The sequence below is a fragment of the Mesorhizobium sp. P2_D6 genome (assembly GCF_056404315.1).
The window spans coordinates 124,435-135,831 of sequence record NZ_JBFUEG010000010.1 but is presented as its reverse complement, the minus strand read 5'-3'; the positions used below and the strand labels follow the sequence as shown (position 1 = coordinate 135,831).

Genomic DNA, 11,397 nt, shown 5'->3' with positions numbered 1-11,397 from the left:
GCAGAAGCGAAAAACAGTTCGGGGGCCAGGGACTGGAATAACGGAGCGATCACGGATCGAAAAACGACGTAACGCAATGTGCGCTTTTTTCCTTATCAAAGCGGCATTTCAGGATTAACCATAGGATGATGGACGCGCGGAACTCGACCGGGACGGCTGGACAGATGCCAGTGGTGGGTGCGCGTTCACGTGTGCGCACCGGCCCGGGTCGTTTGCGGACGGTGCTGCGTCTCGCCTCCCTCTGTCTGCTGCTGCTGGTGGCGCTGTTTGCCGGCGGTTTCGGCTGGTTCGCCAGCAAGGTCAGCCACATGACCACCCCGGCCGATCCGGCCAAGGCCGATGCGATCATCGTCTTGACCGGCGGTCAGGCGCGCCTCGACGCCGCACTCGACCTGCTTGCCTCTGGCAAGGGCGAGAGGCTGCTGATCTCAGGCGTCCATCCCTCCGCCAGCCGCCGCCAGCTACAGGCTGCGACCGGCAGTGACAAGGCGCTGTTTTCCTGCTGCGTCGACATCGACCGCGCCGCGCTCGACACGATCGGCAATGCCCAGGAGAGCGCCAAATGGGTCGAGAGCCACGCCTATGGAAGCGTCATCCTCGTCACCAACAATTATCACATGCCGCGCAGCCTGCTGGAGATGGGCCGTCTGCTACACGGCGCCAAGCTTGAGCCCTATCCGGTGGTCAACACCAATCTCGACAATGGCGACTGGCTGACCAAACCGGAAGCGCTGCGCGTGCTTCTGACCGAATACAGCAAATATCTGCTGGCGCTGGCGCGCGGCATCGTCCCGGCCCGCCAGACCGCCGACAGCGTCGCGCTGGCCGAGGTTTCGACCGCAAAGGACTGAGTGTCGATTACCCCTTGGCCGCGCCGTCCGAGGCGCCGCGCAGCCGCGCAATCTCCTGTTCGAGCCGCTCAATCCGCTTGTCGCGTTCGGCGAGTGCGGCCGCCACGTCGGCGGCCTCGAAACGCTGCGGAATGTGTTGCGGGCAATTGGCATCCCAGGCCGAGACCGTGAACAGGATGACCTGCTCGGGGCGAGCCTTGTAATCCTGCGGCATCAGCTTTGCCAAAAGCTCGGCATCGTCCTCGACAACGCGCGCCGTGCCCCAGATCTTGACGCGCTGTCGATGCGCATAGTCGATGAGGAACAGGAACGCCTGATTGTTGTCGGCAAGATTGCCCTGGGTGATGAACTGCCTATTCCCCAAGAAATCGGCAAAGCCGATGGTCTTTTCGTCCAACACCTTGAGGAAGCCGGCAGGCCCGCCGCGATGCTGGATATAGGGCTGGCCCTCGCCATTGGCCGTCGACAGGAAGACGCTGGTCTGCGCCGCGATGAAGGCGGCGAGGTCGGGCGTGATGTGGGCTCGCCATCCGCCGCGCTCCTCGGCGCTGGCATAACCCTTGCGCGACCCCTTGCGGGTCTGGATCGCCTTGACCGTCGGCGTGAAGGCGACGTCGCTGGTGAAGGTATGCGCGTTCATGAAAGCCTCCTCGAGGCCAAATCTCTGGCTATTGTGTGCTCTGATATAGAAGCTTCCATCTTTCGGATGTAGATGACATATTCGCAACCTCTCCTTCCATTTTCTGGAAGCAATGATGGATCGCTTCGAAGCCATGTCGCTGTTCGTCGCCGCGGTGGAGGCTGGCAGCCTTTCCGCTGCCGGCCGCCGCTTCGGAATTCCGCTGGCGACGGTCAGCCGCAAGGTCTCCGACCTTGAAAAGCATCTGCAGACGCGACTGCTGAACCGTTCGACCCGGCAGTTGACGCTGACAGATGCCGGCCAGGCCTATCTCGCCGCCTGCCGCCGTATCCTGGGCGAGGTCGGCGAGGCCGAGCGCACCGCCGCCGGCGAATACAGCACGCCGACCGGCGACCTGTTCATCACGGCCCCGATCGTCTTTGGCCGCCTGCACGTGCTGCCCGTCGTCACCGAGTTCCTCGCGGCCTACAGCCAAGTCAACATCCGCCTGACATTGGCTGACCGGATAACCCAACTGGCCGAGGAGCATCTCGATCTCGCCATCCGCATCGGCGAGCTTGCGCCTTCGAGCATGGTCGCCATCCGCGTCGGCGCGATCCGTCGCGTCGTGTGCGCCAGCCCTGCCTATATCGCTGCGCACGGCATGCCACTGGCGCCGGAGGATTTGGCTGCGCATGAATGCATCAGTTTCGAGGGGCCAGCCGCGCTCGCCAGCTGGAGCTTTGCCGGCGGCAAGGGCGAACTGATCGTGCCGATCCGCTCGCGGCTGCGCGTCAACGCCGCGGAAGCGGCGATCGATGCCGCGATTGCCGGCGCAGGCATGACGCGGGTGCTGTCCTACCAGATCGCGGACGCGGTACGCTCCGGCGTGCTCGTCCCGGTCTTGCGGCCCTTCGAGCCGCAGCCATGGCCGGTCAGCCTCGTCCATGCCGGCCAGGGCCTGCTGCCGGTTAAACTCAGGGCGTTCCTCGATTTCGCTGCTCCACGGCTGAAGCAGCGGCTGCTGCAGGCGACGTGGTAAGCTGAGGCTCACTTCTGAACGATGGCGAGCCGACCTATGTCAGGCCATTGCTGTGTTTCCTTTTTGCGCGCGCTTGGTGTAACCAACGCACACCTCCTCAACGGGCCCTTCCCCGCATGCTCTATATCCGCTCGCTGGCGTTCAACTTCGTCTTCTACGTCAACCTGATCGTCCAGATGATCCTCTGGACCCCGTACTATTTCCTGTCACCGCGCCACCGCGCCTGGTTCGTGCCGAAATTCTGGTCGCGCACCAGCCTGTGGCTCTACGACAAGATCGCCGGCACCAGGAGCGACATCACCGGTCTGGAAAACCTGCCGGAGGGCTCCTTCATTCTGGCGCCGAAACACCAGTCGTTCTGGGACGCGATCTCTTTCTTTCCGCTTCTCCAGGACCCGCTTTACATCCTCAAGCGCGAACTGACCTGGATCCCGTTCTTCGGCTGGTACATCATGAAGATGCGGATGATCCCGGTCGACCGCGGCAGCCGCTCCAAGGCGCTGAAGCAGGTCGTTGCCTCGACCAGAGAGGAAATGGCGCGCAACCCCCGCCAGTTGATCATCTATCCCGAAGGCACGCGCCGCGCGCCGGGCGACGAGCCGGCCTACAAATACGGCATTGTCGAGCTCTACGCGCAGCTTGGTGTTCCGGTGGTGCCCGTCGCCCATGTCGCCGGGCTCTACTGGCCGCGCCGCAAATTCATGCGCTATCCCGGCACCATCAAGGCCCGTTTCCTGCCGCCGATCCCGCCCGGGCTCGGCAAGGACGAGTTCATGGACCGGCTGATCGGCGAGACCGAAGCCGCCTGCGATCAGTTGCTGATCGAAGCTTCCCGCGCGCCGAACCCGCCGCCAATGCCGCCGACGGCGGTCAAGCGACTGGCCGAACTCGCAGCGGCCACGAAGACCCAGGCCTGATCTCGACACGACTCGGACTTACGGCCACGCTGCCAATGCCGTGGTCAGCACCAGTGTTGCCGCGAACACCAGATTGATGATCCGCGACGCCTGTGGCTGGCGCAGGGTGCGGGCGAAGGCCGCGCCGGCCAGAAGCCACAGCACATGGATGGCGACGATCATCAAGGTGAGAACCGCGAGCCTCGCCGGAACGCCGAGAGCATCGGCGCCGGCCGCCGTCGCAGAGCCGGCAAGGACCGCGGCAATCGCCACATAGGCCTTCGGATTGGCGACGGCGAGCAGGAACCCACCAAGAAAGGTCGGCAGCACAGCCCCGCTGCCACGTGCCGCCAGCGGCGGCGCGGTCGCTATTTTGTAGGCGAGATAGAGGATGTAAGCTGCGGAAGCGACCGCCAGCACCGGCGCAACCCCTGGCATCGAGGTGAGGATAGCCGTGATGCCGGTGGCCACCACCAGCAGCACAGCGACCGTGCCAAGAATGATCCCCCAGGCATAGCGAAGCGAATTGCGCAGGCCGAAGGCTGCGCCTATCGCCGTAACGCTGATCGTCGCTGGACCCGGACTGCCCATGACGACGGTTGCCGCCAGCACCAGCGCCAGCAATTGCTGCCAGGGCTGCGTCTGCGAAAGGATTTCTATGGCCACGCTGCTTCCGCCTCTGCCATGATACTGGGAAGCAGTGTGGCAAGGCGGACTTCCGTCGTCTTGAACGATCGTGCCGAACCTGATCGGCAGCCTTCGCTAGGCGCTGGCCCTGTCCAGCTCCGCGACATCCTCCGCGCTGAGCTTCAGCGACGCCGCGCGCACCAGGCTGTCGACCTGGTCGAGCGTTGTTGCGCTGGCGATCGGTGCGGTGATGCCGGGCTGCGCCATCACCCAGGCAAGCGCGACTTCCGCCTGGCCGGCCGAATGCCGCGCCGACACAGCGTCGAGCGCCGCAAGAATGCGCATTCCGCGCGCATTGAGATAGCCCTTCACGCCACCGCCGCGTTCACTTTTGCCAAGATCGGCCTCGCTGCGGTATTTGCCGCTCAAAAACCCTTTGGCGAGAGCGAAATAGGTGATGACGCCGATATCCTCCGCCACGCACAGATCATGCACCGGCCCGTCGAAGGACGAGCGATCGTAGAGATTGTATTCCGGCTGCAGCACGGCATAGCGCGGCAGCCCACGCAGGCTGGCCACATCGAGTGCGGCGCGCAACTGGCCGGCGTCGAGGTTGGAGGCGCCGATATGGCGGACCTTGCCCGCGGCGAGCAGCTTCCCGTAGGCGCCGAGCGTCTCCTCGTAAGGCGTGGCCGGGTCCGCCCAGTGCGACAGATAAAGATCGACCACATCGGTCTGCAGCCGCTTGAGCGATGCCTCGACCGCCCTCTCGATATGGGCGGCCGACAAATCCTTCTTGCCTTGCCCCATATCCGAACCGACCTTGGTGATGACGACGATCTTGTCGCGGTTGCCGCGGCTTTTCATCCATTTGCCGATAATCGTCTCGGATTCGCCGCCCTTGTTGCCGGGCACCCAGCGCGAATAGGCGTCGGCCGTGTCGATGGCGTTGAGGCCGGCGCCGGCGAACCGGTCGAGCAGATCGAAGGAGGTCTTCTCGTCGGCGGTCCAGCCGAAGACATTACCGCCCAGAACCAGCGGCGCGATGGAAAGGTCGGTTTGACCGAGACGGCGTTTCTGCAAGATGGGCTCCGTGGGCTGGGAGGGGCGGACGAACCCGAGCTTTCGACGGGCTGGGCCTAAGCTAGGTCCCGCAGCGCCGAGGTCAAAGGCCTGGCCATCTTTTCCGGCGGGCCAGCACTTCACAAAGGCGCGATCAGGCTCGCCACCTCTTCCAGCCAGTGATCGCTGATACCGAGCGCTTCGAGGTGCTCGACCGTGCTCAGCACATAGTCCTCATTGTTTCCGGACTGGCCGGCGGCGCCACGGACGACGCTCGCCGCATGCGCCGCATCGAGGCCGCCGGCATACTGCTCGTGCTGGCGGTCGACGATATAGGCAACCGCCGGGACCGTTTCGCCGCCGTCGAGGCGGATGTCGAGCACACGCTCAAGGTAGACGCTGGTCACCAGTTCGCGCTCGCGCAGATAGGCAAGCACCTCATCGCGCAACTCACCGGGCACGCGAAACGCCAGCCCGATGCAGGAGCCGCCACGGTCGAGGCCAAGCACCAGGCCCGGCCGCTCGCGCGTGCCGCGATGCACGAAGGAGTAGACGCAGAGCGACCGGCGGTAGCCGTAAAGGCGGGCGCGCCGGGTCTCGACATGCGCGAATCCCGGCCGCCAGATAAGCGAGCCGTAGCCAAAAACCCAAAAATCGCCCATATCGCCAAGCCTGATTGCACGAGAGTGACGCCACCGCATCGGAATCGGTGTTCTTCGGTCTATTTGCTTGTTGCGTAAGCCACAGTCCACTCGCAACACGCCCGCGTTAATGAAAGCCGCAGCATGACGTCAACTGACGAGCGTCCGTCAAAATTTCGCCGCCGGCTGTTCTGGCTCGCCGCTTTCGTCGTGATGCTGTTCGGCGTCTACAGCGCGATCTGGTTCTATGTCGCCGGCCGCGTCAGAAGCGAAGCCAACAAGGCGGTGGCGCAGCTGAACACCAGAGGCATCGAGGCAGGCTGCGCCAATCTCACCGTCAGCGGCTATCCCCTGAGCTTTGCCGTATCCTGTGACACGCTGGCCTACGAGGACGACACCAGAAACGTCGCCGCCTCGACCGGCAGCTTCAATTTCGTGGCCGAACTCATCCGACCATTGTCGCCCGCCGCCGAGTTGCGCGGACCGCTGCGCACTTCAGTACCCGGGATGACCCCGCTATGGATCGACTGGGACAATCTGCAGGCCGGTGCAAAGCTGTCCTGGCCCTTGCCTCGCAGCATCTCGTTGCAGGCCGAAGGCCTGTCCGGCCAGACCGACCCGGCCGACGACACCGATCCGGTTTCGCTGTTCAGCGCAGGGACCGCAGCGGGTGAGCTGCGGCCCGACGGCCTGGACGTCGGCTACGTCGGAAGCTTCACCGATCTGGAGATCGATGCCGACGCGATCGGCGGGCGCGTGCTGCCGCCGCTCGACGGCAGCGGCGACGCGACCCTGAAAAACGGCGTGGCGCTGATGCAGACCGAGGCAAAGAGCGTGCGCGGCCAGACCGCCGACATCCACAAGCTCGATCTGTCGTCGGGAACCGCGCGCATCACCGTCTCCGGCCGGGTGTCGGTCGACGCCAATGGCCTGGTCAACGCCGACCTGACGATCAAGCTCAAGGATCCCAAGGCCGTGGCGGCAATCCTCGCCACCGCCATCCCCGAGCAGAAGAGCCAGATCGAACAAGGCTTTGCCGGCTTGGCTTTGCTCGGCAACGAGCCGTCGATGCCGCTCAAGGTGGTGAAGGGCAAGGCCTCGCTCGGCTTCATTCCTCTGGGCAAGATCAAGCCGCTCGATTAGAGCATGATCCCAAAGGTGGGAACCGCTTTGGGGGAGGATCCATGCTTAGCCAAGCCAACGCATGAACCGGCCAGTAAAACTGCTTAGTGTCGGCGCGCTGACGCTGGATACCATCCTGCGCCTCGAAACCCTGCCCACGCACCAAGGCAAGTTCATCGCTTCGGACGGCGTCCAGATCGCTGCGGGCATGGCGACAAGTGCGGCCTGCGCCGCACGCCGTCTCGGCGCCGAGGTGTTCCTGTGGGCAAGTGCGGGTGACGATGCCATCGGCGACCAGCTGCTGGCCGGCATCGAGGCCGAGGGCGTCGATTGCAGTTTTGTCCGCCGCGTTCAAGGTGCGCGTTCGGCGCTGGCCTCGATCCTCGTCGACGCCCATGGCGAGCGCGTTATCGTGCCGTTCTATGACCCGAAGGCGCAGGCCGACCCTCAGGCGCTGCCGGTCGCCGATCTTTCCGGCTTCGACGCCGTTCTGGTCGATGTGCGCTGGCCGGGCGCTGCCGCCCTTGCCCTGACCGCCGCGCGCGACGCCGGCAGGCCGGCGATCCTCGACGCCGACACAGCGCCACTCGAAGTGCTGGAGCTTCTGTTGCCGCTGGCGTCGCACATCGTCGCTTCCGAGACAGCGGCGCGCATTGTCTGCGGCCACGCCCTGGATCCGGAGACCGCCTGCGCCGATCTCGCCAGCCGCACCGATGCCTTCGTCGCGGTGACCGGCGGAGCGGCGGGAAGCTGGTGGCATGACCGGTCCTCAGGCTGCGTGCGCCACATCGCGGCGCCGAAGGTCAAGGCCGTCGACACGCTGGCCGCTGGCGACATCTTCCACGGCGCCTTTGCCGTTGGGCTCGCCGAAGCCATGCCTATCGAGCAGGCCTTGCGCTTTGCCAGTGCCGCCGCCGCGCTCAAATGCCAGCGTTTTGGTGGCCGGCTCGGTGCCCCGGACCGTGCCGAGACAATGGCCATGGTCGCGGCGACCTGGCCTGCCTGAAACGGATTTTAGCTCTTGGCGGGGTGTTCCACCGCTTGGCGACCAAAATCCGGCACATCGATGTCCTGACCGGCCTCGATGATCGAGCGGCGTACGGCGCGCGTGCGGGTGAACAGGTCGAACAGCTTGTCGCCGTCGCCCCAGCGGATCGCCCGCTGCAGGAAGGCCAGATCCTCCGAGAAGCGCGCCAGCATTTCGAGGATGGCATCCTTGTTGTGCAGGCATACATCCCGCCACATGGTCGGATCGGAAGCGGCGAGACGGGTGAAGTCGCGGAAACCCGAAGCCGAATATTTGATGACTTCGGTCTTGGTCACCGATTCCAGGTCGTCGGCGGTGCCGACGATGTTGTAGGCGATGATGTGCGGCAGATGCGAGACGATCGCGAGCGTCATGTCGTGATGCTGCGGGTCCATCGTGTCGATGTTGGAGCCGCAGCGCCGCCAGAATTCCGACAGCTTCTCCAGCGCGGTCGGATCGGTATCGGCCAGCGGCGTAAAGATGCACCAGCGGTTTTCGAACAGCTCGGCGAAGCCGGCATCCGGGCCGGACTTTTCCGTACCCGCCAGCGGATGTCCCGGGATGAAATGCACGCCGTCCGGCACATAGGGCTGCATCTGTGCAATCACCGAGGCCTTGGTCGAGCCGACATCGGTGAGGATGGCGCCCATTTTCAGCGCCGGCGCGATCTCTTGCGCCACCTCGCCCGACGATCCCACAGGCACCGAGACGATGATGAGGTCGGCATCGCGAACCGCTTCTTTTGCGTCCGTGGTGTAGGACTCACCGAGACCGAGCTCCTTCGCACGCGCCAGCGTGGTCGGGCTGCGCGTCGCGATGGCGACATGGGCGGCCAGGCCTTCGCGGCGGATGACGCGGGCCAGCGACGAGCCGATCAGGCCGATGCCGACCAGCGCGATCTTTTCGAACATCGGTGATGTCATTGTTTCAGCTTTTCAGGAATGTCGTGAGGGCGTCGATGACGCCGCGATTGGCTTCTTCGGTGCCGACGCTCATGCGCAGCGCGTTGGGGAAGCCATAGCCGGTGACGCGCCGCAGGATGAAGCCGCGCTGGGTGAGATAGTCGTCCGCCGCCTCTGCCGAATGCTTCTTGTCATTGGGGAAGTGGATGAGCACGAAATTGCCGACACTCGGCGTCACCCTGAGCCCTAGCTTTGTCAGCTCTTCATTCAGCCAGGTAAGCCAGGTTTCGTTGTGCAACGAACTGCGCTCGACATGGGCGCGGTCGCGGATGGCGGCAATGCCCGCCTCGATCGCCGTCGCGTTGACATTGAAAGGGCCGCGGATGCGGTTGATGGCATCGACAATGTGCAGCGGGCCGTACATCCAGCCGATGCGCGCGCCGCCAAGGCCGAGCTTGGAGAAGGTGCGGGTCATGACCACATTCTGCGCGCTGCCGACCAGCTCGATGCCGGCCTCATAGTCGTTGCGCCGGACATATTCGGCGTAGGCCGCGTCGAGCACCAGAAGCACATTGCCAGGCAGGGCGGCATGCAGGCGACGGACCTCCTGGAACGGCAGATAGGTGCCGGTCGGATTGTTGGGATTGGCGAGGAAGACGATTTTGGTCCGCGGCGTAACCGCAGCCAGGATTGCGTCGACATCGGCGCGCTCGTCGGTCTCCTTGACCGTCACCGGTGTCCCGCCGGCCGACTGGATGTAGATCTTGTAGACCATGAAGGCGTGTTCGGTAAAAATCGCCTCGTCACCCGGCGCCAGATAGGTCTGCGCCAGCAGGCCCAAAATCTCGTCCGAACCGTTGGAGCAGATGATGTTTGCCGGGTTGAGGCCGTGCACTTCGGCGATCGCCTCGCGCAGCCGCCTTGCGGTGCCGTCGGGATAGACATCCAGCCTGGCCGCGACTTCACGCGCGGCCTCGATTGCTTTCGGCGACGGGCCGAGCGGGTTCTCGTTCGACGACAGCTTATGGACCTTGGCGACGCCAGCCGGCGCCGTGCTCTTGCCCGGCACATAGGCTTCTATGTCCATGATGCCCGCGCGGGGCGTCGGCCGTGCCTTGTCCGCTGTCTTGTCCATGTCGCAAATCCGTCGAGAATGCCTCCGTCCGAAGGCCGCAGCGGAAATACAAGCCGTGGCTCCGAATGTCGAGAGGCGCCTGCGGCGGCAATAGCTTGCCGTTGACGCCGGGCCGCGCGAGTTCTAGAAGAACGGGAACAGTTCCGTGGTGATTTGGCCGGTCGGCTTGCAGCCACGTTAAACAACTCGCTAAAGGGCCGTTTGCGTGACGTAACCGGCTTTGCGATCGCATTGCCGGTTTTTTATTGCCTGACGGCGGGCAAGGAGAGTCACATGACCGCGCTCCGCGCCGCAAAAACCAACAATGAGGCCGACAACCCGTCGAGCCCGGTGTTGCGTTTTGGCCCTGACAAGCCGCTCAAGCTCGACGCCGGCACGCTATTGTCGCCGTTCCAGATCGCCTACCAGACCTACGGTACGCTGAACGACGCCCGCTCCAACGCCATCCTGGTCTGCCACGCGCTGACCGGCGATCAGCATGTCGCCAACACCAATCCGGTGACCGGCAAGCCCGGCTGGTGGGAAGTGCTGATCGGCCCCGGCAGGATCATTGACACCAATCGCTTCTTCGTCATCTGTTCCAACGTCATCGGCGGCTGCCTCGGCTCGACCGGCCCTGCCTCGACCAATCCCGCCACCGGCAAGCCCTACGGGCTCGACCTGCCGATCATCACAATCCGCGACATGGTGCGGGCGCAGCTGATGCTGGTCGACCATTTCGGCATCGAAAAGCTGTTTTGCGTGCTCGGCGGCTCGATGGGCGGCATGCAGGTGCTGGAATGGGCGTCATGCTATTCCGAGCGCGTGTTCTCGGCGCTGCCGATCGCCACCGGCGCGCGCCATTCCTCGCAGAACATCGCCTTCCACGAGGTCGGCCGCCAGGCCGTCATGGCCGACCCGGACTGGCATGGCGGCAAATATTTCGAGCACGGCAAGCGCCCGGAAAAGGGGCTGGCGGTGGCGCGCATGGCTGCCCACATCACCTATCTGTCGGAAGCGGCACTGCACCGCAAGTTCGGCCGCAATCTGCAGGACCGCGAAGCGCTGACCTTCGGTTTCGACGCCGACTTTCAGATCGAGAGCTATCTGCGCCATCAGGGCATGACCTTCGTCGACCGCTTCGACGCCAATTCCTATCTCTACATGACCCGTTCGATGGACTATTTCGATCTCGCCGCCGACCATGGCGGACGGCTGGCCGATGCCTTTGCCGGCACCAAGACGCGCTTTTGCCTGGTCTCCTTCACCTCGGACTGGCTGTTCCCGACCGAGGAAAGCCGCTCGATCGTGCATGCGCTCAACGCCGCCGGCGCGTCGGTCTCCTTCGTCGAGATCGACACCGACCGTGGCCATGATGCCTTCCTGCTCGACGAACCGGAACTGTTCGCCGCCATCAACGGCTTCATCGGCTCGGCGGCCCGCGCCAGGGGGCTCCGCGCATGACCCCGAAAAGTTGCAGACTTTTCGCACCGG

Annotated in this window: 12 protein-coding genes and 1 riboswitch; of the genes, 6 read left to right on the top strand and 6 right to left on the bottom strand. The window is 64.4% G+C overall.

Translation table 11 applies throughout. From position 1 onward, the window contains the following. The first annotated feature begins 125 nt into the window (after nt 1-125). Nucleotides 126-851, top strand: a complete 726-nt coding sequence (locus AC1D1L_RS21705) for a YdcF family protein (RefSeq protein WP_477343486.1) — start codon at nt 126-128, stop codon at nt 849-851. A 7-nt stretch (nt 852-858) separates the two neighbouring features. Here AC1D1L_RS21705 and AC1D1L_RS21700 read toward each other — a convergent pair whose 3' ends face one another. Then, nucleotides 859-1,491, bottom strand: coding sequence for a pyridoxamine 5'-phosphate oxidase family protein (locus AC1D1L_RS21700; protein WP_477343485.1), 633 nt, complete (start codon nt 1,489-1,491; stop codon nt 859-861). A 115-nt stretch (nt 1,492-1,606) separates the two neighbouring features. On the opposite strand from AC1D1L_RS21700, the gene AC1D1L_RS21695 reads away from it, so the two are divergent. Together AC1D1L_RS21695 and AC1D1L_RS21690 are read left to right on the top strand one after the other, a co-directional pair. Next, on the top strand, nt 1,607-2,512 hold the full coding sequence (locus tag AC1D1L_RS21695; RefSeq protein ID WP_477343484.1) for a LysR family transcriptional regulator: 906 nt from the start codon (nt 1,607-1,609) through the stop codon (nt 2,510-2,512). 116 nt (nt 2,513-2,628) lie between these two features. Continuing rightward, nucleotides 2,629-3,429 carry a lysophospholipid acyltransferase family protein gene (locus AC1D1L_RS21690; RefSeq protein ID WP_477343483.1) on the top strand — a complete coding sequence of 267 codons (801 nt, stop codon included), beginning with the start codon at nt 2,629-2,631 and terminating at the stop codon, nt 3,427-3,429. 18 nt (nt 3,430-3,447) lie between these two features. On the opposite strand, the gene AC1D1L_RS21685 is transcribed toward AC1D1L_RS21690, so the two are convergent. The 3 genes from AC1D1L_RS21685 to AC1D1L_RS21675 all read right to left on the bottom strand — a co-directional run bounded on the left by AC1D1L_RS21685 (nt 3,448) and on the right by AC1D1L_RS21675 (nt 5,759). Beyond that, a complete protein-coding gene (locus AC1D1L_RS21685) occupies nt 3,448-4,074 on the bottom strand; it encodes a LysE family translocator (RefSeq protein WP_477343482.1) in 627 nt (208 codons plus the stop codon). 96 nt (nt 4,075-4,170) lie between these two features. Next, nucleotides 4,171-5,118, bottom strand: a complete 948-nt coding sequence (locus AC1D1L_RS21680; protein WP_477343481.1) for an aldo/keto reductase — start codon at nt 5,116-5,118, stop codon at nt 4,171-4,173. Between the two features lie 119 nt (nt 5,119-5,237). Continuing rightward, the gene (locus tag AC1D1L_RS21675; RefSeq protein ID WP_477343480.1) at nt 5,238-5,759 is read right to left on the bottom strand and encodes a gamma-glutamylcyclotransferase; all 522 of its coding nucleotides are present in this window, start codon (nt 5,757-5,759) and stop codon (nt 5,238-5,240) included. Nucleotides 5,760-5,882: 123 nt separating this feature from the next. Between AC1D1L_RS21675 and AC1D1L_RS21670 the strand changes: the two genes are divergently transcribed. Together AC1D1L_RS21670 and AC1D1L_RS21665 are read left to right on the top strand one after the other, a co-directional pair. Then, entirely contained in the window at nt 5,883-6,881 is a 999-nt protein-coding gene (locus AC1D1L_RS21670; protein ID WP_477343479.1) for a DUF2125 domain-containing protein, read from the top strand. Nucleotides 6,882-6,942: 61 nt separating this feature from the next. Then, nucleotides 6,943-7,866: a sugar kinase gene (locus tag AC1D1L_RS21665; protein ID WP_477343478.1), complete on the top strand. Its 924-nt coding sequence runs from the start codon at nt 6,943-6,945 to the stop codon at nt 7,864-7,866. Nucleotides 7,867-7,874: 8 nt separating this feature from the next. On the opposite strand, the gene AC1D1L_RS21660 is transcribed toward AC1D1L_RS21665, so the two are convergent. Both AC1D1L_RS21660 and hisC read right to left on the bottom strand, forming a co-directional pair. Further along, nucleotides 7,875-8,810: a prephenate/arogenate dehydrogenase family protein gene (locus AC1D1L_RS21660; protein WP_477343477.1), complete on the bottom strand. Its 936-nt coding sequence runs from the start codon at nt 8,808-8,810 to the stop codon at nt 7,875-7,877. A 4-nt stretch (nt 8,811-8,814) separates the two neighbouring features. Next, on the bottom strand, nt 8,815-9,924 hold the full coding sequence (gene hisC / locus AC1D1L_RS21655) for a histidinol-phosphate transaminase (protein WP_477343476.1): 1,110 nt from the start codon (nt 9,922-9,924) through the stop codon (nt 8,815-8,817). A 135-nt stretch (nt 9,925-10,059) separates the two neighbouring features. Next, a riboswitch (SAM riboswitch) is annotated at nt 10,060-10,137 on the top strand. Between the two features lie 60 nt (nt 10,138-10,197). On the opposite strand from hisC, the gene metX reads away from it, so the two are divergent. Next, nucleotides 10,198-11,367, top strand: a complete 1,170-nt coding sequence (gene metX / locus AC1D1L_RS21650) for a homoserine O-acetyltransferase MetX (RefSeq protein ID WP_352557656.1) — start codon at nt 10,198-10,200, stop codon at nt 11,365-11,367. Nucleotides 11,368-11,397 lie beyond the last annotated feature (30 nt).

Coding starts and splice junctions, on each gene's coding strand:
- AC1D1L_RS21695 (WP_477343484.1), top strand. CDS start 1,607: ATGGATCGCTTCGAAGCCATGTCGCTGTTCGTCGCCGCGGTGGAGGCT.
- AC1D1L_RS21690 (WP_477343483.1), top strand. CDS start 2,629: ATGCTCTATATCCGCTCGCTGGCGTTCAACTTCGTCTTCTACGTCAAC.
- AC1D1L_RS21675 (WP_477343480.1), bottom strand. CDS start 5,759: ATGGGCGATTTTTGGGTTTTTGGCTACGGCTCGCTTATCTGGCGGCCG.
- AC1D1L_RS21660 (WP_477343477.1), bottom strand. CDS start 8,810: ATGACATCACCGATGTTCGAAAAGATCGCGCTGGTCGGCATCGGCCTG.
- metX (WP_352557656.1), top strand. CDS start 10,198: ATGACCGCGCTCCGCGCCGCAAAAACCAACAATGAGGCCGACAACCCG.
- AC1D1L_RS21670 (WP_477343479.1), top strand. CDS start 5,883: ATGACGTCAACTGACGAGCGTCCGTCAAAATTTCGCCGCCGGCTGTTC.
- AC1D1L_RS21665 (WP_477343478.1), top strand. CDS start 6,943: ATGAACCGGCCAGTAAAACTGCTTAGTGTCGGCGCGCTGACGCTGGAT.
- hisC (WP_477343476.1), bottom strand. CDS start 9,924: ATGGACAAGACAGCGGACAAGGCACGGCCGACGCCCCGCGCGGGCATC.
- AC1D1L_RS21700 (WP_477343485.1), bottom strand. CDS start 1,491: ATGAACGCGCATACCTTCACCAGCGACGTCGCCTTCACGCCGACGGTC.
- AC1D1L_RS21705 (WP_477343486.1), top strand. CDS start 126: ATGATGGACGCGCGGAACTCGACCGGGACGGCTGGACAGATGCCAGTG.